The following is a 20885-nucleotide window of genomic DNA, read 5'->3' on the forward strand; positions in this document are numbered from 1 at the left end:
GGTATCGGTCCGCCCGGGGCTCGGTGCGCGGGCCTAGCGGCCCGCAACGTTCGCCGTGCGCGTAACGGAAGTAGACGCTTTAGCTGCGGCTGCAGCTGCAGACGAGGACCGGTCCTAGCTGGCCGCCCACCAGCTGATCTCGATGAGCTCAAACACCGGCTCAACCGCGCCGCCGTTAATGAGCCAGTCCAAGACCGTGGTTCCACGTCCTGAGATGAGTAAGGCGTCCATGGGAGTCATCAGGAAGCCCGCGACGGCCGTCGGCTGCAAATCGGGAGGCAGCACCGCTAGTACCCGGTCGAGGTGGGGGACCAGTGTCAACGCCGAGCCTCCCTCGACGTCAACGAGGATGAACTGCGCAGTTGGATAGAGCCACAAGCCGTCTACCTCGATTGCCCACAATGTCCGCTCACGGCGCCTTTGGCGAACCACGGATTCGCTGACGCCAAGGCCCACCGCGACCTCGGCGTCTGAGTAAGAGGTGTCGATGAGCCGCGCGGTATCGGCAACCAGTGCGGCTACGGATTCGGCGTATGCCCCGGGAACGGCCACGAAGCCCACGCGGTCGAGCAGCTTCGCCTCATCGGCGTTCAACGTGGCGTGTGCTTGGTCACGGGGCGGCAGGGTCTTAAGCGCCGAAATGAACTCCGCTCGACTCAGATCCAAGCGGTCCCGCAGCAGTGCATCAAGTTCGTCAGCCGACATATGATTTCCAACGCTCAGGGTCAACGGTCGCAAGCCTATGCCTGACAGGTGGCTTTACAGGTCGCGGCGGCTAGTGGCCCACAGTCAGCCGCTCGATCGAGCAGACCCTACCGGTTCTTCGGAAGTTAACTGGAGTGAGGCGATCCCGGCAGAAGCACGCATTATCGGTGCGATCGGCAGTTGCTGTGCAAGCAACGAAAGACTGTGAAAAGCCGGCGCGAAGGAGTCGACGGACTAGACAGTTGTCTCTACCAGCGGTCAGGTGGCCGGACAAAAACGCCAAAGTGGTTAGCTTGTTGGGCTTACGCGATCTCCTGCTGCAGCAGCGGCGCCAGTTCCTTCGCTACGTTGGTGACGCCCTCGAGGGTGAACAACACGTCGAGTGACTGTTCGACCTGGGCGGCCGAGAGGGCTGCTTCTGCGTAGATGCGGTACTTGTCCTTGACCTGGTCATCGGTCATCCTGGTGTCGTTCGACCACGGGTCGCCCCATACGTACTCGCAGCTTTCGCTGAATTGCTCTCCGCGGGCGCTGATCTCGACCTCGTTGGGGATGCGAGTGAAGCGGCCTGCGGCCAGCATCTGCTCGAAGATGGCTTTGCCACTGTCGGGGTGGCCTTCGACGACGACCTTGCGTGCGAACGCGAGGTATCGCGGGTCGTGGATGCTCTCGTTGTCCTGCCAGGAGGGCCCGAGGTCGGACCCGTGAGCGGCAGCGCCCAGCGCCATCGGGATGCTGAACTGTACATCCGACGGTGTCTGGGGGGCGTAGGTGGGTCCGAGCCAGTCCACGCCGCGTTCGAAGGTGCGAACGACTACCCGATCGATATCGTCGGGCTTGAGGTCGTGACGCTGAATAAGTCTGGTGAACAAGGATATTGCGGGATGGCCGTAGCGGCATGCCGAGTAGGGTTTGAATGAGGTTCGTGACACCTGCCATGTCTCCCCGAGTCCGTCGAGCAGGCGCTGCCGGTTGAGGCCCACGGTCCCGAACGCGCGCCAGAATTCTTCCGGGGCGTCAAAGATGTTCTGTTCGCCTACGAAACCTTTGCGCGCGAGCTGCGCGGCCATCACTCCGTTGATGCCCATCGAGCTGACGGGCGAGTACTTCAGCATGTGCTTGCCGGGTCGCAGGACTGGCGCGAAGAATTGTCCGGTCTCGATCGGCGCTGTCCAGCCCGCGAGTCCGAAGGCGTTGTTGTATTGGGCGGGTGCGAAGTCCAACAGCTTGCCGACCGCGCCGGCGACGATGAAGCCGTACCAGCCCAGACATCCCGGTACCGCCTCGATGTCACCAGTTGCTGTCACACGCATGAACTCTAACGCTCCGCCGACCCGGCAACCGACTTCATATCCAAGGGCTACTGCCGCGATCAGCGCTTCACCCGATAATTCCGAGCTTTCCGCGAATGCCAGGCCAGGGAAGACAGCCGCCACCCCCGGGTGGCTGAAACTCAGGTAGGTGTCATCGGCGTCGAGGTAGTTCCCCAGATACATATTGGCCGCGGCAGCCACGGCGGGAGCAGCCGTCACCCTGGTGCCTACCACCGTGGCTGGGCCACCCACGCCCGGGCCGCCCATCTCAGCCGCAACCTCCACGGCCATCTGCGCCGCCGCGTGCTGGCGAGCGCCGAGGGCGCACCCCACCGTGTCGGCAATAAGACGCTTGGTGTCGTGGACAACCTGGGCCGGTAAATCATTGAAATGAACGTCGTGAATCAGATCGATGAGCTGAGCTGTAGCGGTGCTTTCATCGGCCACGATGTCCCAGCTCCTCTTGTTGGCTTTTAAAGCAATCGCGGGTGGTATGGCTCAACTGTGTGAGCTGCGGTCACCTGAATATAGACGTCCGCAGGCGTGCCCCCGAAAACCATTTGACAACCACGTCAACAAGCATCGCTAGCGTCGATCAGCTGCAACGATGCGATATTTTTCGCAGCCGGTCGGACGCCACTTTAGGGAGTTGACAAAACTGTCAAGAGGTAAGCTAGCATGCAGCGAGACGGTGCCGCCAGACGTTTGCAGATCGCCCAACGATGGGACTCATGCCGATGACCGACACGAAAGCCGAGTCCGAGCCACGCTGGCGCGCCGAGGTGGACCTTGATCACCACTCGCCCGGGTTTCGCGAGGATCCGCACGGCAGGTTTCGCGAAATGCGCGAGTCGGGTTGCACGGTCGCGCATTCCTACCACTATGAGGGTTTCTGGGCGCTGGTGGACTATGCCTCGGTTTTCGAGGCCGCCAGAAACGACGATCTGTTCAATTCCTACCCCTCGATCGCAGTGCCTGCTAGCGAGTTACCCCTTCCGATCCTGCCGATCGAGTCTGACCCCCCGGAAACGCAGAAGCTGCGCGACGTTACTCTCAAAAGGTTTTCTCCGGGGTCCGCCGAGCGGTTCCGCGACGCTGCCATCGAGATGACCAATGAGGCGATAGACGCCTTCATCGAGCGTGGCCACGCCGATCTCGTCGGTGAGTTGACGACGCCGCTGCCGGCGCGACTGATCCTGCGACTGTTGAAGTTTGACGAATCGCGGCACTCGCAGTGGGTGCGTTGGGTGCACTCGATGGTGCATGATCGCGCCCATGACCCGGAGAAGGCCGGGGTGGCTGGCATGGAGATGTTCGGCGAGATCGTCACTCACATGGAGCAACGGCGCGCCGAGGGCCTTGGTGACGACCTGTTCAGCGACATCCTGCGTGGCACCGTCGATGGCAAGCCGCTCGACGATACCCAGGTCACCATGTACACGGTGCTGATGATGTTGGGCGGCATGGATACCACCAGCGGCTTCACCGGCAACGTGCTGTTGCGGCTGTGCACGGACACCGAATTGCGGCAGCAGTTCATCGCCGACCCGGACCTGGTGAAGAAATCCGTCGACGAGCTACTGCGGTTGTACACGCCGACTCTGGGCCTGGCGCGCACGGTCTCCCGTGATGCCGAGTTCTTCGGCCAGCCGCTATGCCAGGGTGATCGTGCGATCCTGATGTGGGCGGCCGCCAACCGGGACCCGGTGATGTTCGCCAACCCCGATGACCTGGACCTGTCCCGGCCGAATGCCAAGAAGCACATGGCGTTCGGGGTGGGTATGCACCGGTGTTTGGGCTCGCACTACGCCAAGATGATGTTCGAAGTCATGACGACGCAGGTGCTGCAGCGGTTGCCTGACTTCGAACTGGCGGGCGAGGCGAAGATGTTTGAGGACGCAGGGGAGGTTTTCGCCGTTCGGGAGCTGCCGGTGAGGTTCACGCCGGGGCCGCGCGTTGGTGACACGAACTAGGCTTGACCGCAATGCCTTTGCCCGGGTGGCCCCAGGTCGCCCAGACGCAGGCGTTGCGGATGTCGTTGAGCGTCTCGGCTGATTTGACAGCGGCGCGTTAGGTGATGTCGATGACGAGGTCGGCGCCGGTTGCGGCGATGACGTCGGTCTCGGTGACGCCGGGCGCCAGTTCGCGCAGCACCAGGGTGCCGTCGCCGGGTACGTCGATGACGCAGAGGTTGGTGATGATGCGATTGACGACGCCTTGACCGGTGAGCGGCAGGGTGCAGGTCTCGACGATTTTCGGGTTGCCCGCTCGGTCGGTGTGCTCCATGACGACGATGACCCGGGCTGCACCGTGAACCAGGTCCATCGCCCCGCCCATGCCTTTGACCATCTTGCCGGGCACCATCCAGTTGGCCAGGTCGCCGTTTTTGGACACTTGCATGCCGCCGAGCACCGCGGTGTCGATGTGGCCGCCGCGGATCATCCCGAATGAGAGCGCTGAATCGAAATACGCTGCACCGGGATTGACCGTCACGGTCTCTTTGCCCGCGTTGATCAGATCGGGGTCGACGTCGTCCTGTTCTGGATACGGGCCGGTCCCCAGGATGCCGTTCTCGGAGTGCAGGGTGACGTTGACGTCGCCGCTGAGGTGGCCTGGAATGAGCGTGGGTAGACCGATACCGAGGTTGACGTACTCGCCGTCGACCATTTCCGCCGCGGCGCGGGCGGCCATCTCGTTGCGGTTCCACCCGGTGGGGGTCGAGTCGGTCATTGGGCCGGTCCTTTCGGCCCGCGCACGGTGCGTTTCTCGATCTTCTTGTGCTGTGGTCCGGTGTGCACGATGCGCTGGACGAAGACGCCGGCCAGATGCACTGCGGCCGGGTCGATCTCACCTGGTGCCACCAGCTCTTCGACTTGGGCGATGGTGATGCGTCCGGCCATCGCGGCCAGTGGGTTGAAGTTCATCGCCGTCTTGTTGAAGACGAGGTTGCCGTCGGTGTCACCGCGCAGGGCGTGCACGAGCGCGAAGTCGGCGTTGATCGACTCCTCCAGGACATAGCGCTTGCCGGCGAACTCGCGAACCTCCTTGGGGGGTGAGGCGACCGCGACCGATCCGTCCTCGGCGTAGCGCCAGGGGAGCCCGCCGTCGGATACGGGGCTGCCCACACCTGCCGGCGTGAAGAACGCGGGGATGCCCGCACCACCGGCTCGCAGGCGTTCGGCCAGGGTGCCCTGCGGGGTCAATTCGACTTCGAGTTCGCCGGCGAGGTATTGGCGGGCGAACTCTTTGTTCTCGCCAACGTAGGAGGCGGTGACGCGTCGGATCCGGCCGAGGCAGAGCAGGACGCCCAGCCCAACACCGTCGACCCCGCAGTTGTTGGAGAAGACCTCGAGGTTGGTCGCGGAGGACTGCGCGATCGCCTCGATCAGCCGGTCTGGGATGCCGCACAGGCCGAATCCTCCGACGGCCAGGGTGGCACCGTCGGTGATGTCCACGACGGCCTCGGCGGCCGAGCTGTACACCTTCGATCTCATGAGAATCCCTTTCGCGCGCATCGAGTCCACTCGTCGAATCGGTTAAGCGGTGAATCCCGCGCTGATCGCCGCTCCTGTGGGGTCGCGGAACGATTTCGACAACCGGGTCATTGGCGTTGCGCGTGTAGCTGATTTTCCTTAGGGAGCCACACGATTTTGCGGGGAGATGGTGACGATTGTTCCGGGAAACGCATCGATGTCAGAGACGATTTCCAACGCGCGGGATCCGATTTCCTGATCGGTCAGCCAGTCTGGCTCGGCGACGTCGCGCGTCGATCGGCCGTTGACGTGGGAGGCGATCATCAGCTCCCGGATATGCACGCCGGATCCGCGGGATTCCTTGGCGAAGCCTCGTATCAGGGATCGTTGGGCCGCCTGGGTCATCGATAGCGGCACCAAATTGGGAAACACGGCATCGGCCATTCCTCCACCGACCGCCAGGTACACCGCATTCGACTTCAGCAGCGGCAGGAACACTTTCGCGGCATTGAAATGTAACCGCAAGTAGCGATCAAAGTACTCAGCGATGTCGTCGAAGGTGCACTGTGCGAGGGGTCTCGCCGGCCACGGTGCGCCGATCGTGGTCACCACGGCGTCGAGTTGGTCGGCGCGGGCGTCGTCGGCTAGGCCTCGGGTACTAGTTTCGGTCGCCAAATCGCCAACAAGGGTGGTCAGTTGAGCATCCGGAGTCAGTCGGCGGACCTCGTCACTAAGGTCGCGGAGCTTTTCCGCTGAACGTCCGGCGCCGAGTACTTGCCAGCCGGTCGCCGCGAGTGCGCCCGCCACCCCCCGTCCGACATCTCCCGCCGCGCCGATAACGAGTACCTGCTTCACTGTGACGTCTCCGTTTCTGGGTTGCTGCCGTTGAGGGTCAATCACGACAAGGATTGGAGATTGGCCCGTGCAGGTTCCAGCCCTTGTAGGAGGCGACCGACTTGCCCACTTACATCAGGCGGTTGTGAGGGTGCGGGTGGGTTGCGGGTTGCGGATGGGGATGCCGAGGAGTCGGCGTGCATTGTCTCCCATGAAGTCTCGGGTGCGCTGTTCGTCCATGCCTTCGGCGTATCTGTAGTAGTCCTTGGGTTCGGCGAGCCCTTCGGGGTGGGGGTAATCGGAGCCAAAGAGCACTCTGTCCCAGCCGACGCGGGTGACGACGTCTTCAACGGAGCCTTCCCAGAAGGGACTGACCCAGATGTTGCGGCGGAACACCTCCAGGGGGTGTTCTTCGAAGGCTTGGGGCATCTTGGCGTACATGCTCTCGAAGTCCTCGAACAGCTGGCGGATCCATGCGCTGCCGTTCTCGACGCTGGCGATCCGCAGTTTCGGGAAGCGGGTCAAGGTGCCGTGGCAGATGAGACTGGTCAGCATGTCGGCGATTTCGCGGTGGCCCAGCACTATCCAGCGGAAGGCGCCCATTTCGAAGAAGCTGCCCGAGCCTGCCGGTTCCCACCGCTTGATGTAGCTGTCCAGTGGGGGTTGGCTTGCGTGCAGCACCACGGGTATGCCTGCTTGCTCGACGTCGCTCCAGAACGGGTCGAATTCGGGGAGAGCCGGCGAGCGCCAACCTCGGTAGCCCTTCACTGGTGCTGGTTTCATCAGCACCGCTTTGGCCCCGTTTTCCAGGACGTACGCCAGCTCGCGCCGCGCGTCGTCGACGAGGGCTGCGGTGATGACCGGGGTCATGTAGAGCCGGTTGTCGTAGGTGTAGCCCCAGGTTTCGAGCATCCACTGGTTGAGGGCGTGGATGATCGCGACGACGAGTTCGGGGTCCTCGGCGGCCGAGTGCTCGACGAGGTTAGCCAGCGTCGGGTAGACCAGTGCTTCGTCCACGCCGTGGGCGTTCATCATGTCGATCCGGGCGGCGGGGTTGCGGAAGGCCGGGATCGAGTCGATCGGTTCTCCGGTCATCTCCCGCAGGCTCAGTCCCTCGGGGTTGTTTCCGGCGTAAAACTTCTCATGGGCTCCGGGGGCCGCGACGCGGTCAAAGGTGGGGTTGGGGATGAAGTCGGTGATCTTGTCCAAGATGGAGATTCGGGTGTGCCGCCCGATCTGGACGAACTGCACCGCCTTGCGGAACCGTTCGGGCAGGTGCTTGGTCAGCGCGTCGGGTGTCTCGTACATGTGCTGATCGGCATCGAAAATTGGGGCGTTGGGGAAGTTGTCCACGCTTGATTCCACCTCGAGTTAGACGTTGTCTGGCTGAGGGTAGAGCGAATTGACAAAACCGTCAAGAAGCTGATCTAGGGCAGTGAGCTGGCATTACAGCGACCAGATTCAAGGTGGCGGCAGAGGTGCCAACACTGGTTGACAAACTCGTCAACGAATGGGTTACGATGCGGGAGAGGCGCCGCCAGATGCTGTGCCGGGGTGCGCGATGCGCGAGTGATGGGGAGTCAATGCAGAATCCTTTCGAGCCCGAGTTGCTGATCGAGTCGCGCGGCGCGGTCCGTGTCGTCACCTTGAACCGGCCGGAGGCGTTAAACGCCACAAACGAGGCGCTGCACAGCGCTTTGCAGTCGGTGTGGGGTCACCTTGCCCAAGACGGCGAAGCCCGTGCGGTCGTGCTGACCGGGGCGGGTCGCGCCTTCAGTGCCGGCGGAGACTTCGAGCATTTCGTGGAGTTATGGGGTGACCGGCCGCGGCGCCGCCGCGAGATCGACGGTGCCCGGCGTCTGCTGACGGAGATGGTTGACTTTCCGTTGCCGGTGGTGGCCGCGGTCAATGGTCCGGCGGTCGGATTGGGCTGCAATCTGGCGGTGCTCAGCGACATCGTGCTCATCGCGGAAAGTGCCTATATTTCCGACCCGCATGTCAGTGTCGGTCTGACCGCCGCCGATGGCGGAGCGCCGACGTGGCCGTTGCTGATGAGCATGCTGCGCGCCAAGGAGTATCTGCTCACCAGCGAGCGGATACCCGCCGAGCAGGCGGTGGCGCTCGGTCTGGCCAACCGAGTGGTGCCTGATACTGACCTGTTGGAGGAGGCGCTGGCGGTCGCACAGCGGATCGCCACTCTGCCGCCCCAAGCCGTGCAGAGCACCAAGCGGGCGTTGAACATGCACATCAAGCGCGCCGTCGCGGGTGTGCTGGAGTACGCGCTGTCCGAGGAGTTCGACTCCTTCGAAACCGTGGAACATCAGGCGCTGATCACCAACTTCTTGGAGCGCGCGAAAGCCAGGGCAGCCAAAGCAGAGTCGCCCTCATGACGACCGGTTCGCCGAGTGTTACCGAGCAGCAGATCTTCACCGACGACCTGTGGGCCTACCGGCAGGCGGTGCGCAGCTACGTCCGCGGCGAGCCGGCACTGCAGCGGTGGCGCGGCACCCACTATCCCACGACCGAAGATCACATGGCCGAGCACGCGGCGCTGATGGCGCAGCTCTTTGCCAGTGGCTGGAGCAGGTACGGCTGGCCGCAGGCGGCCGGCGGTTTCGGTGGCGACGAGCGACACCGCGCCGTGCTCTACGACGAACTCAGCGCCGCCGGAGTCGACGTGCCCGAGCAACAGATGCTGCTCGAGGTGCTGGGGCCGGCTGTGTTGCATTTCGCCCCCGACTTGGCGGCCGAATACCTGCGGGCCTACCTGGCAGGCGAGGAGTGGTGGTCGCAGTCGTTCTCCGAGCCCGACGCCGGCAGTGACCTCGCCGGACTGCGCTGCCGCGCGCGTCGAGACGGTGACACCTACGTCGTGTCCGGCCAGAAGATCTGGACCAGCCACGGGGTTACGGCCCGCCGCCTGATCGCTCTGCTGCGGACCGGCACCCTGGAGAGTCGCCACCGCGGGCTGACGATGATCATGATCGACACCGATACCCCGGGGATTTCCATCCGCCCGATCACGTTGGCCAGCGGCCAAAACGAGTTGTCGGAGGTGTTCTTCGACGACGTCGTGGTGCCCGCGTCACGGCTGGTCGGGGCCGAGGGGCAGGGTTGGCAGGTCGCGATGTTCTTGTTGCAGTTCGAGCGGGCGATGTACGCGTGGCTGAGCGCGACGGTCGCTGCACGCAAGCTGCGGGACCTGCGGGACACCCTGGCCGAACTGCCCGACGGCGGTGTACGCCGGCTCGGCCAGTGTTACGCCGACATCGTCACCCTCAAAGCGCGCAGCGCGCAAACCGTGCGCCGGCTTGCCGCAGGTGAAGCCGTGGGGCCCGAGGCCAGCGTCGACAAGATTCTGTTGGCGACCGCGGAGACCGCGCTACACGACCTGGCCCGCGACCTGATGCCTTGCGAGTTCCTGTTCGGAGACGAACCTGCAGCCGCGCATTGGCGTGACGACTGGTGGTACAGCAGGGCCTCGACGATCATGGGTGGCTCCGCGGAGGTGCAGCGCGGCATCATCGCCGACCGGGTGCTGGGACTGCCCAAGGAGACCACCGCGTGAACGTAAACACGGAAACGGGTTTCGACGCTGCGACCCGAGCCGAGATCACCAAATCCCTGCGTGAGATGTTCAGTCGGCGCCGCGCCGGGCAGGACTTGGCACCGTTGCTGGCGAATTTGGGGTGGGCCGACGTTCTGGCCGAGGACCCCGCCTTTGCACTCATGACGCTGTTCGGCGAACACGGTCGGGCACTGGCCACCTCGCGCGCGCTCGACGACGTGGTGCTCACCGAGATGCCAGCTGCGGTGGCCGGTGGCCAGCATCGGGCCGTCATCTATCCGCATCCGGTGGATGGGTTGGTCAGTTTGTCCCGCGACGAGCCGCTGCGCGGGTTGGTCCTGGGTCCCCTCGGCGATGCACAGGACGCCGTGATCCCGGTGACACTCGACGGCGGCGCGGTCGCGTACCTTGTGGTGCGAACCGACGAATTCACGGTGTCGCAGAGCCCGATCCGGGGCTTTGACAGCGACCTGGACTGGCGGACGGTGGCCGGGTCGTACCCGGCGGGCACCGGCGCGGTCCCAGCCGGAAAGACCTGGGATCGTGCCGTGGCGGCAGGACGGCGTGCGCTCGCGGCCGAGATCCTCGGAGTGTGTGAGGCCGCGCTGGAATTGGTGCTCGCGCACGCGATCGCGCGGGTCCAGTTCGGCAGGCCTATCGGCTCGTTTCAAGCGGTCCGCCACCGCCTCGCCGAAGCGTACGTCGCCATGGCCGGCGCTCGGTCGGTACTCGACAACGCCTACGCGGTCGCCGGCAGCGACGGCGACCCGTGGGCGGCGATCGTCGCCAAAGCCCGCGCCGGTCAGGCCCAGGCCGTCCTGATGCGCCACGCCGTTCAGGTGTTCGGCGCGATCGGCCTGACCAGGGAAAGCGACATCCACCGCTACGTGGAACGGGCCGCGGCGCTGGATGCGCTGCTCGGGGGACACCAGGCGCTGACCGAAGTGATCGGCAGTGCGGTGCTCGACGGCCAGGAGACCGATTCGGCGTTCGAGTTGTTATGACCGCATCAACGACCCCAAAGTCGGGAGGGGCGACGGTGCCGAATGCCGCAGCGGATCTGGCTTCGTTCGCCGAGGCGGCGCGACAGTTCCTGCAGAGCAGCGCCCAACGCCGTCCTGACGAAGTTGCAACGGTGGAATGGGGTTCCGGACCTGACCGGATCGCATACTTCAGCAGCGACCCGCCCGAGATCGATCACGCCAACGTGGCGGCGGCCCGCGCCTGGCAGCGCCAGCGCTACGACGCCGGATTCGGCTGGATCACAGGCCCCCGCGAATATGGCGGCGCGGGGTTGACCGCCGTCCACGATCTGGTCTACGACGGCATCGAAGCGGAGTACGACGTCCCCGACACCGGGGTGCTCGCGGTCATCGGTCTGGGCATGATCGGTCCGACGATCCTGGCGCACGCCCGCGACCACATCAAGGACCGCTACCTGCCGGCCATGTACTCCGGCGAGGTCATCGCATGTCAACTGTTCAGCGAACCCGCCGCGGGATCCGACCTGGCTAGCGTCCAGACCAAAGCGGTCCCCGACGGTGAGGAATGGGTCCTCAACGGTCAAAAAGTCTGGACGTCGATCGCCCAGCACGCGCAGATCGGGATGGCGTTGTGCCGCACCGATTCTGAAGCGCCCAAGCACAAGGGGATCACCGCGTTTCTGGTGGACATGTCCGCACCCGGTATCGAGGTGCGGCCACTGCGGCAGATGACCGGCGGCGCAGACTTCAACGAGGTCTTCCTCACCGACGTGCGGGTCCCCGACGATCACCGCCTCGGCGAGGTGCACGGCGGATGGCGCGTCGCGCTGACCACCCTGATGAACGAACGCGCCACCGTTGGCGGTGAGGGCTCCGACTCGGTGACCCGAGCCCTCTCACCACCCTTTCTGACCAAACTGATGGACGTCAACGGCCGCCTCGATGACGGTGCACTGCGACGCGAACTCGCCAAGCTACTCGCCGATCTGACCGCCAGCCAGTACCTCAACCACCAGGCGTTGCGGAGGCTTCAAGCCGGCCAGGATCCCGGCCCCGAGGGATCGGTCTCCAAGCTGATGTTCGCCCAGAATCTCACGCGGGCAGCGCATTTCGCCGCTGAGGTGCTCGGCCCCAAAATCAGCGCGGACATCGGCGAGTGGGGCACCTACGCCTGGTCGGAGCTGCTGTTGTCGGTGCCGGCCCTGCGGATCCTCGGTGGCACCGAGGAAATCATGAAGAACATCCTCGGCGAGCGGGTACTGGGCCTACCCAAGGAACCCGCGCCGGGCAAGGACAACCCGCGATGACCGACACCATCAGCCAGGACGACCTCGCCGAGCTACGCAGCAGCGTCCGCGACTTCCTCGCCACCAAATCCACCGACCACCAGCTGCGGTCGGCAATGGAGTCAGCCCGGGGCTGGGATCCCTTGGTGTGGTCGCTGCTGACCAGCCAGCTCGGTGTGCAGTCAATGGCCCTGCCGGTCGAGTACGGCGGTGACGGGTACGGGTTCCGTGAGCTTCGGGTGGTGCTCGAGGAAATGGGGCGGGCCCTTCTACCCTCCCCATTCTTCTCGACCGTGGTGCTGGCGGGCTCGGCGTTGCTCGCCGCCGGGGACGCCGGCGCGTGCGCGACGTACCTGCCACAGATCGCTGCGGGGGAGATCACCGCGACCCTCGCGGTAGCCGAAAGCGACGGACTCTGGCGGACCGACGCGCTCAACACCCGGGCCGTCCTCGCCGAGAACCGCTGGACGCTCCGAGGCAACAAGATATTCGTCGTCGACGGTGCGAGCGCCGACCTGATCCTGGTGGTGGCCGCCACCGAGACCGGCCCGAGCCTGTTCGCCGTCGAGGCCGAGGCGGCAAATTTGACCAGGACGCCAATGACCACGCTGGACATGACACGCCACCAGGCGGCGCTCTCGTTCGATCACACCCCGGCGGTACTGGTGGGCGAACCCGGTCAAGCTGCGTCTGTGGTCGAGCGGGTGCTCGATTTGGCCACGACTGCGTTGGCCGCCGAGCAGTGCGGCGCCGCCCGCGCCTGCCTGGAGGCAGCCACCAACTACGCCCGGGAGCGCACCCAGTTCGGCCGCCCGATCGGCAGCTTTCAGGCCGTCAAACACAAGTGCGCCGACATGCTGGCCAGGGTCTCACTGGCCGACGCTGCCGCAGCCGAGGCGGCCGACGCCGCCGATGGTGCCCCGGACGCACCGCCTTTGGCAATTGCTGCCGCGGTCGCGCATTCGGTGTGCTCGGAGGCACTGATGTTCGTGGCCTCAGAAAACATCCAGGTCCACGGCGGGATCGGATTCACCTGGGAACACCCCGCGCACTTGTACTTTCGGCGGGCCAAAGCATCCCAACTGTGCTTCGGCGGCCCCGCCGTCTACCACGAACGCGTTCTACATGCCTTCGGCATCTGAATCCGCGGGTCACTCACGGCCGAGCCATTCAGCGATGCATCCGCGGCCCGGTATGCGCGCCGTACGCGGGCACTCTTAAACATGGGGCAGCGACGAAGGATGACGCGTGCATCATGGATGAGTCAACGTGAGAGGTTGCGGAATCCGTTGGTGCGCGAAACATTCGGGGATGCTTCAGCGCCCGCACCGACGATTACCTGTCGTGGTCGCGGTCCCGATGCCAACGTCACGAGCTAGAGGCACAGCCATGCCCGGAATGACCTTTGCGCTGACCGACGATCAGAAGCTGATCCGTAAGTCCGTCGTCGAGTTGGCGTCGAAGTCCGCGAGCGTTATCGCCGTTGCCATGATCGTCGGCGTGGCGAGCGCCTCGATCGGCCCAACCGCCCACGCCGAGGTGACTCTGCTGTCCGCGGACGACCCTCTTGCTGGGAGCGACACAGCCATCATTCTCGGCGGAACCACCGAGCCGACGCCGTCGACCGCTTTCGCGCAGGCCGCCGAGGATCTGTATCTGCACCCGCTGGGTTTCGACGATGGCGCGACCTACTCTTCGGTCTGCGACATGGTCGGGACCGACCCGTGCAGCGCGCCGCTGCAGGTGCTGACGACGCCTGAACTGATTCAACAGGGCCCGAGCAGCCTCACGGCTGCCGACGACGTCACGCTAGCTGTGGAAAACGAATTCCACGAGGATCCGGGCGCTTTCAGCGCTCAGGACCCGCTGACGATCTTCGGATACTCCCAAAGCGCCACCGCCGAGTCGATCGCCATGACACAACTCCAAGCAGACGGCATCCCCAGCGCCGACCTGCACTTCGTGTTCATCGGCGACCCCTCCCTCGCGGGCGGGATTTGGCCCAATCTGGTCCCAGACCTGGACACGATATTCGGCTCGAGTCTGACGAACACTCTTCTCACCGATCTCGGCATTGACGGCGTCCTGGGCAACGTGACGCCGGATGATCTTTACCCGGCGACGATCTACACGCTGGCCGGCGATGGGATCGCTGACTTCCAACCGGACTTCACGGCCGGAGGCCTGCTGGACTCGTTGCTCGCCATCGTCGTCCAGCACGTGGAATACCTGGGGTTGACACCGACGCAAATCGCTGACGCGACCACCTCGACCGATGGCGAGCTCACCTATGTCGACATCTCCGACAACATCAATAACTTCGACGCGTGGATTGGTGCAATCGATCACGGAGTTTTCAGTAGCGGACTGTTCGAGAGCGTATTCGACTCTCTACAACTGTATTCCGGCAACATCTTCTGACGCGAGTCGTGGGCGCACCCAGCAGCGGTGTTAGGTACGCGCACACCGCCCATTCGGCCGGCAGATCTGGCGACCACAACAGTTGTGCCGCGCTTGCGAAGTCGCCACTTGTCAACAAATGGTTATCATTCGACCTGCCGACAACAGTCGAACAACGGTCATGGCCGGTCGTGCTGACGCGTGCGGAGCAGAAGATCGCAGTCGTTCCAACCATTGGCTCGTTGCCGGACGATAGCGGAGATTCAAGAGACGCCGTGTGAGACAAGGTAAGCGGTCCCACGCCGCTATTGCCCGGTGAACACCGGCCTCTCACGGGCGAGGTTGGCGGCGATCCCGATCTTGCTGTCCTCGGTGGCCCACAGCGTCCGTTGTTCGGCTAGCTCACGGTCCAGCACCGCCCGGACCTGGCTTACCAGGGGTGCACGCAGGGTCTGCCGGATCGACTGCACCGCAAGCGGTGCGGCGTCAGCGATCTCGACCGCCCAGATCAGCGCCTCGTCCCGGATGTCCTCCTCGGGCACGAGCCGGTCGACCAGCCCGATGTCGAAGGCCCGTTGACCGTCGATGCGCCGGCTGGTGTAGAGCAGGTCCATAGCGTGTTGCTGGCCGACGATGCCGGGCAGGGTCACGCTCAGTCCGAATCCGTGATGAAACCCCAGCTTTGAGAAGTTGGCGTGAAACCGGCTCGACGGTGCGGCGACCCGAAAGTCGGCCGCACACGCCAAACCAAGACCGCCCCCGACAGCGGAACCCTGAACCGCGGCGATGATCGGCACCGGTACGTCGAACAGCCGAACCGCCTCGCGGTACAGCAGTTCTGAGAACCTGGCCCGGTCCTCACCCATCTCGCCCGGGGCGAAGTTCGCCCCGGCGCAGAAGTGCTTACCGTCTGAGCACAGCACGATGACGCGCGTCCCGTGGGCGTGCACTTCGGCGGCGGCGTCCACGATCTCATTGATGAGCTGACGGTCGAAGTAGTTCGCCGGGGGACGGGTGATTTCGATAATGCTGACGTGGCTGGCGGTGCTCACCTTGATGTTCTGCGCCACTTCATACTCCGATCGTTGATCCGACGGCCGTGACGGCCGTGGTGATGTTGCCGGCGCGGGCGATCGCCGCACCGAGCCTTGTGTTCATCGATGCCTCGTCGCCAAAGTCGCCGCGCCAGGTATGTAGGCGTCGGGTCAGCAGCTGCAGGGCGTACTCCTGTGTCATGCCGATGGCGCCGTGGGCCTGGTGCGCGGCCCGCGCCGCCAGCCCGGCGTTGCGGCTGGCCGCCGATTTGGCGGCGACGATCTCGAAAGAAGCCGAGCCGTGCAGTGCGGCGGCGCCCGCGCGGTCGACCGAAAGCGCTGTCAGTGCGGTCAGCTGCGCCAGTTCGACGACGTGAGCCTGCACGGACTGGAACTTGCCGATCGGGCGGCCGAACTGTTCACGTTTTCCGACGTAGGTCGTGGTCAGTTCGAACGCCCCGGTGATGGCGCCGGATATCTGCGCGGACCGCAGTAGCGCGCCGCGCAGCAGCACCTCGTCGGCGCTGACCTCGGCGGGGTAGACGTCGACATCCGTTCCGTCCGCCGTGATCGTGTCGCGGGGCATCCCCGACAGATCCGCCCCCGCAGTCACCTGCAGGCGGTCCACGTCAATCACCACCACCCCGGTCGCTAGCACCGCCACCACGTGGGTGGCGCCCCGCACCCAGGGCACGTGGGCCGCGGTGCCGGTCAACTGGCCACCGTCGAGGGACAAGCCGCTGGAGTCAGGTACCACGGTCAGCGGGCCGGCCGGTATCTTCGCTCCGGCGCGGGCCAGCAGCCAGCCGGCCAGGCTGGTTTCGGCCAGCGGCAGGGGCACCGCATGACGGCCCGCGCCCTTCATGACCGCGAGCAGATCCTGCAACGAACCGCCCGACCCGCCCATCTCCTCGGCGATCCCGACCAGGGGTAAACCGAGTTCGGCTGCCGACAGCCACAACGGGGTGATCATGCCGTCGCGTTCCACCGCGCCGATGACATCGGCGCTGAAGGTCTGGGAAAAGTAGTCCCGGACCAGCCCGACGAGCTCGGGGTCAGCTTGGGGTGCGGTCATGATGCGATCAGCGCCTTGGCGATGATGTTGCGCATGATTTCGGTGGTGCCGCCGCGGATGGTGAACGACGGGCCGGTCAGCACTGCTCTGGCGAGCAGGGATTCATAGGGGTCCGGTGAGGTCAGTTCCGGTGTCCGGCCGAAGTGTCTGAGCACGATTTCGATGCACTCCTGTTCGAATCGGGTGGCCATTTCCTTGGCCAGCGCTGCCTCGACCGTCGGCGATTCACCGCGGTCGACAGCCCGCGCGATCGACAGGGACAGGCCGTGGAACGCCCAGCAACGCGCTGCGACGGATCCGAGTTCGGTCTGCGCCCAACCGGGTGCGGCGCCGTGCAGCGTGCGGGCCCAGTGGTCCAGCACCGGCATCACCGACATCCACCGGTCGACCCCGCCGCGCTCGAGGACGAGTTCGGCGGTGTTCTGTCCCCAGCCGGCACCCACCTCGCCCAGGCGCCTGGAGTCCGGGACGAAGACGTCGTCGAACGCGACCTCGCAGAAGTGGCGGGTGCCGTCGATGAAGGTGATCTTCGACGGGGTCAGCCCATCGGCGTGGCGGTCCACGATGAACTGGGTCAATCCACGGTAGCGGTCCTCGGAGGTGCGGAACAGCCCCAATAGGTGGGTCGCCTCGGCGGCGCCGGAGGTCCAGATCTTGGTCCCGTTGAGCAGCCACCCACCGTCGACCTGGACCGCCCTTGTTCGCACGGCAGCCAGGTCCGACCCGGCGTCGGGTTCGCTCATGCCAATCGCGAACGACAGTTGGCCGCTGGCGATGCGCGGCAGGAAATATTGCTTCTGCTCTTCGGTGCCGTTCGCGGCGATATTGGGACCGGATTGGCGGTCGGCCACCCAGTGCCATCCCACCGGCGCTCCGACGGCCAGTAACTCCTCGACCACGATGAGCCGTTCCACGGCGGTGCGTCCGCCGCCGCCATACTCCTTCGGCAGCGCCATGCCGAGCCACCCCTGCGCACCCAGGTCGCGGGAGAACGCGGGATCGCTGGGGGCCGCGAACCCTAGGCCGGCCTCATAGCTGCCCGGCGGAAGCCGGTCGGCCAGGAAGGCCCGGACGTCGTCTCGCAACCGTTGTTCGTCGGTGCTGAGTTCGGTTGCCTGGAGTCTCATCGGGTCATCACCGGACCATCACCAGTCCGCCGTCGATCGCCAAGACCTGTCCGGTCATGTAGGTGGCCTCGTCGGAGGCCAGAAAGACGTAGGTGCCGGCGATCTCCTCGGGTTCGGCCCACCGCTTCAACGGAATGCGTTGCAAATAGTTGTCATTGAGCTTGTCGTTGTTGCGCAACCCTTCGGTCATCGGGGTGGCCGCGGCCGGGGCGACGGCGTTGACCACGATGTTGTAGTTGGCGAGTTCGCGGGCGGCCGAGCGCGTCATGCCAAGCAGTGCCGCCTTGGCCGACGCGTAGTTGATCTGTCCGATGGTGCCGTTGAGCCCGGCTGAGGAGGTCGTGAAGATGATGGAGCCCTTCTTGGCTTCCTGCATTCCGGGCACCACCGCCTGCAGCCAGTAAAAGGCTCCGTTGAGGTGGATATTCAGCACGGTTGACCATTGCTCGTCGGTCATCTTCCACAGCATCGCCGGGCGGGTCAGGCCTGCATTGCTCACCAGCACATTGATGGGGCCCAGGTCGGCGGCGGCGCGCGCTGCCGCGTCGTCGACCGCCGCGCGATCGGACACATCACACGCGATTGCGACCGCGGTGCCGCCTGCGGCGGTGATCTCCCCGGCGACAGCGCGCGCGGTGTCAGCGTTGATGTCGACGACGGCGACTCGCGCGCCTTCGGCGGCGTAGCGGATGGCGATCGCCCGGCCCAGTCCCTGGCCGGCGCCGGTCACGACGGCGACGCGGCCGGCCAGTCGTGCGGGATTGGTCATGTCTTTCCTCCTGTAGGTGCGTGTGACGCTGACCGCGGCGGGCTGCCGGAGTCGGGGCGGTACATGGCTTTGACGTCGCGCAAGCTCACCTTCAGCGACGGGGTGCGGGGCAGCCGCTCGACGATCCGAATGTCCACCGGGATGTGATGTGCGGGAACCCGTTGCCTCAGATAGGCCTTCAGGTCCTCGACGCCGGGGGCCGTTGCGCCGGCGTGGAGTTCTGCGGCGGCGAAGGGAATCTCGCCCAGACGCGGATCGGGCACTGCAACGACGGCCGCGTCCCGGACGGCGGGATGGCACAACAGGGCGTTGACAACCGTCTCGGGCAGGACCTTGAAACCACCGCGGTTGATCGCGCCGTCGGCGCGGCCGTGCACGGTGACAAAGCCGTCGGCGTCGATCGAGGCGAGGTCGGTGGTCCGGATCCAGTCCGGGCTGACCACCCCAACCCTGGCCTCCAGCAGGCCCTGCTGGCCGTCGGGCAGCTGCGCGCCGGTGGAAACGTCAACGACGCGCACCTCGGTGCCGGCGGTGGGCCGGCCCGACGCTGCCGGTTTCACCTGGCCGAATTCCTCGTAGAGCGCCGGTGTCCACGCGACCACGGTGCCGGCGAATTCGGTGGCCCCGTAGGCCCACAGGACCGGAACCCCGTACGTGCTCTCGAAGGACTGGCGGGTCTCGGGCTCCAGCGGGCCCGACCCACCGAACAGAAACTTCAACGACGCCAGGTCGCCGCGCGGCACGTTCGCCTCCAGCACCATCCGCACCACGGCGGGCTGCACACCGACGTAGGGCATCTGGTACCGCTTGATCGCGCTGACCCAGTCATCGACCGTAAACTTCTCCAGCAGGACGAGCCGCTTGCCGCTGTGTATAGCGCCGACAAGCTGGGCGATCCCGCCGATCCCGGCGAACGGCCAGAACACGAGTTCCGGTGCAGCGTCGGGATTCCCGGGCGACAGCGCCGTCGCGCTGAGCACCGCACGCTGCAATACCGGGGTGGGGAGGTGGATGCGCTTGGGGGGGCCGGTGGTCCCGCTGGTCAGCACGCCGATCGCCGGCTCTTGGGGCGCTTGGGCGTATCGGCGCTCGCCACGGGCGGGCAGTTCGGGCAGCAGCGCCACGTGTGGCGCTGCCGATTGGACGGCGATGCCGATCGAACCGACCCGCGCCGCGGCCGCGATCACCGGCGCCGTCCAGTCGTCGCGGTCGGCGATGACGATCCCGGGCCGCAGCGCCTCGATGTCCGCAGCGATGGCGGCCGGGGACTGGAACGCGTAGATCTGGGAAAACGATCGCCGCCGCGCCAACAGGCCGACGATGGCGGCGGCGTGGTGGGGTCGGTTGCGGACCACCAGTCCGATGGCGTCGCGCTCGCCGACGCCGGCCGCGCCGATGAGCGAGTCGATGGCGTCGACGGAGCCGGTGAAATCGTCGCCGCGCAACCACGTGCCGCCGAACTCGATGACGGGCGCCGACCCGTAGGCGCGGAGCCGGCGATGTAGCACGGCGGCAAGATCTTCCGCGCTGTCAGCGGCCCCGGAATTGTGCCCGGCGCACATCAATGCGTCCGCGGACACGTCATTGTCGCACCCTCGACCGCGGCGCTGAGCGCTCACCAGCATTGTCGTTGAGCACAGTCCATTCCCGTTCGCGAACGTCGCTGCCACGTCAGAAGTAGAGGCGGGTGATGGACTCGGCGACGCAGACCGGTTTGTCACCGCCCTCGCGCTCCACCGTGGCCAGCCACACCACCTGGACGCCGTCCGGCACGTCGTCCACGGCGGCGATACCGAGCCGAACACGCACCCGGGAATCGACCGGCAGGGGAGCGGGGAAGCGGACCTTGTTGAGGCCGTAGTTGATCCCCATGCGCTTGTTGGCCACTTCGAAGACGTCGTTCATCAGCGGAGGCAGCAGCGACAAGGTGAGGTATCCATGGGCGATCGGCGCCCCGAAGGGCCCCTGGGCGGCCTTCTCAGGGTCGACATGGATCCATTGGTGGTCGTCGGTGGCGTCGGCGAACAGGTTGATGCGGTCCTGATCCACCGCCTTCCAGCCGCTGACACCGATCTCCTGGCCGACCAGTGCGCGCAATTCGTCTGGGCCTTCTATCTTTCGCACGATCCATCCTTCGTTGAATTGATGTGGGGTACCGATGTCGCAGCGCGGGTGCAGTCATTGGACGCGCGGCGGCGCGGCCGTGACGGTCCGAACGTGCACCGGGCGCCTCCATCCCATAAAACAGTTGGAGGATTAAAATGTTCTACACGATGAGCGGTACCGCTCGCCGGTACCGCGATGTCGACACCTAGGGC

At 65.4% G+C, this 20885-nt stretch carries 19 protein-coding genes; 7 read left to right on the forward strand and 12 right to left on the reverse strand.

The window, feature by feature from the left end:
- Positions 1 to 114: 114 nt before the first annotated feature.
- Both U8D42_RS22105 and U8D42_RS22110 read right to left on the reverse strand, forming a co-directional pair.
- Positions 115 to 729 carry a DNA-binding protein gene (locus U8D42_RS22105; RefSeq protein ID WP_225341980.1) on the reverse strand — a complete coding sequence of 205 codons (615 nt, stop codon included), beginning with the start codon at positions 727 to 729 and terminating at the stop codon, positions 115 to 117.
- A gap of 278 nt (positions 730 to 1007) precedes the next feature.
- Complete coding sequence (locus U8D42_RS22110; protein ID WP_322858217.1) at positions 1008 to 2465, reverse strand: MmgE/PrpD family protein; 1458 nt, start codon at positions 2463 to 2465, stop codon at positions 1008 to 1010.
- Between the two features lie 290 nt (positions 2466 to 2755).
- Here U8D42_RS22110 and U8D42_RS22115 point away from each other — a divergent pair, with 290 nt between their 5' ends.
- Positions 2756 to 3991 carry a cytochrome P450 gene (locus U8D42_RS22115; protein WP_322858778.1) on the forward strand — a complete coding sequence of 412 codons (1236 nt, stop codon included), beginning with the start codon at positions 2756 to 2758 and terminating at the stop codon, positions 3989 to 3991.
- Between the two features lie 97 nt (positions 3992 to 4088).
- Here the strand turns inward: U8D42_RS22115 and U8D42_RS22120 are convergent, their stop codons facing one another.
- From U8D42_RS22120 to U8D42_RS22135, 4 genes are all read right to left on the reverse strand, one after another.
- Positions 4089 to 4748: a 3-oxoacid CoA-transferase subunit B gene (locus U8D42_RS22120; RefSeq protein ID WP_062886277.1), complete on the reverse strand. Its 660-nt coding sequence runs from the start codon at positions 4746 to 4748 to the stop codon at positions 4089 to 4091.
- Positions 4745 to 5512, reverse strand: a complete 768-nt coding sequence (locus U8D42_RS22125) for a CoA transferase subunit A (RefSeq protein ID WP_322858216.1) — start codon at positions 5510 to 5512, stop codon at positions 4745 to 4747. Before U8D42_RS22125 ends, U8D42_RS22120 begins: the two co-directional genes overlap by 4 nt.
- A 138-nt stretch (positions 5513 to 5650) precedes the next feature.
- Positions 5651 to 6346, reverse strand: coding sequence for an SDR family oxidoreductase (locus tag U8D42_RS22130; RefSeq protein WP_076221255.1), 696 nt, complete (start codon positions 6344 to 6346; stop codon positions 5651 to 5653).
- A gap of 114 nt (positions 6347 to 6460) precedes the next feature.
- Positions 6461 to 7633 (reverse strand): amidohydrolase family protein, encoded by a 1173-nt coding sequence (locus U8D42_RS22135; protein ID WP_062886295.1) that lies wholly within the window; start codon positions 7631 to 7633, stop codon positions 6461 to 6463.
- Between the two features lie 275 nt (positions 7634 to 7908).
- Between U8D42_RS22135 and U8D42_RS22140 the strand changes: the two genes are divergently transcribed.
- From U8D42_RS22140 to U8D42_RS22165, 6 genes are all read left to right on the forward strand, one after another.
- Positions 7909 to 8715 (forward strand): enoyl-CoA hydratase/isomerase family protein, encoded by an 807-nt coding sequence (locus tag U8D42_RS22140; RefSeq protein ID WP_062886280.1) that lies wholly within the window; start codon positions 7909 to 7911, stop codon positions 8713 to 8715.
- The gene (locus tag U8D42_RS22145; protein WP_062886281.1) at positions 8712 to 9893 is read left to right on the forward strand and encodes an acyl-CoA dehydrogenase family protein; all 1182 of its coding nucleotides are present in this window, start codon (positions 8712 to 8714) and stop codon (positions 9891 to 9893) included. Before U8D42_RS22140 ends, U8D42_RS22145 begins: the two co-directional genes overlap by 4 nt.
- Positions 9890 to 10897 carry an acyl-CoA dehydrogenase family protein gene (locus U8D42_RS22150; RefSeq protein WP_322858215.1) on the forward strand — a complete coding sequence of 336 codons (1008 nt, stop codon included), beginning with the start codon at positions 9890 to 9892 and terminating at the stop codon, positions 10895 to 10897. Before U8D42_RS22145 ends, U8D42_RS22150 begins: the two co-directional genes overlap by 4 nt.
- 35 nt (positions 10898 to 10932) lie before the next feature.
- Positions 10933 to 12183: an acyl-CoA dehydrogenase family protein gene (locus U8D42_RS22155; protein ID WP_322858214.1), complete on the forward strand. Its 1251-nt coding sequence runs from the start codon at positions 10933 to 10935 to the stop codon at positions 12181 to 12183.
- Positions 12180 to 13304, forward strand: a complete 1125-nt coding sequence (locus U8D42_RS22160) for an acyl-CoA dehydrogenase family protein (RefSeq protein WP_225341985.1) — start codon at positions 12180 to 12182, stop codon at positions 13302 to 13304. Before U8D42_RS22155 ends, U8D42_RS22160 begins: the two co-directional genes overlap by 4 nt.
- A gap of 256 nt (positions 13305 to 13560) precedes the next feature.
- Entirely contained in the window at positions 13561 to 14583 is a 1023-nt protein-coding gene (locus U8D42_RS22165) for a PE-PPE domain-containing protein (RefSeq protein ID WP_348636928.1), read from the forward strand.
- A gap of 284 nt (positions 14584 to 14867) precedes the next feature.
- Here U8D42_RS22165 and U8D42_RS22170 read toward each other — a convergent pair whose 3' ends face one another.
- The 6 genes from U8D42_RS22170 to U8D42_RS22195 form a co-directional block, all read right to left on the reverse strand.
- Entirely contained in the window at positions 14868 to 15632 is a 765-nt protein-coding gene (locus U8D42_RS22170; RefSeq protein WP_062886283.1) for an enoyl-CoA hydratase/isomerase family protein, read from the reverse strand.
- 1 nt (position 15633) lies between these two features.
- A complete protein-coding gene (locus U8D42_RS22175) occupies positions 15634 to 16671 on the reverse strand; it encodes an acyl-CoA dehydrogenase (RefSeq protein ID WP_322858213.1) in 1038 nt (345 codons plus the stop codon).
- Complete coding sequence (locus tag U8D42_RS22180; RefSeq protein ID WP_062886285.1) at positions 16668 to 17798, reverse strand: acyl-CoA dehydrogenase family protein; 1131 nt, start codon at positions 17796 to 17798, stop codon at positions 16668 to 16670. Before U8D42_RS22180 ends, U8D42_RS22175 begins: the two co-directional genes overlap by 4 nt.
- A gap of 7 nt (positions 17799 to 17805) precedes the next feature.
- Entirely contained in the window at positions 17806 to 18567 is a 762-nt protein-coding gene (locus U8D42_RS22185; protein WP_062887744.1) for an SDR family NAD(P)-dependent oxidoreductase, read from the reverse strand.
- Entirely contained in the window at positions 18564 to 20147 is a 1584-nt protein-coding gene (locus U8D42_RS22190; RefSeq protein WP_322858212.1) for a class I adenylate-forming enzyme family protein, read from the reverse strand. Before U8D42_RS22190 ends, U8D42_RS22185 begins: the two co-directional genes overlap by 4 nt.
- Before the next feature lie 91 nt (positions 20148 to 20238).
- Positions 20239 to 20691, reverse strand: coding sequence for a MaoC family dehydratase (locus tag U8D42_RS22195; RefSeq protein WP_076221269.1), 453 nt, complete (start codon positions 20689 to 20691; stop codon positions 20239 to 20241).
- Positions 20692 to 20885 lie beyond the last annotated feature (194 nt).

The organism is Mycobacterium europaeum, from assembly GCF_034555895.2.
Lineage (GTDB): Bacteria > Actinomycetota > Actinomycetes > Mycobacteriales > Mycobacteriaceae > Mycobacterium > Mycobacterium europaeum.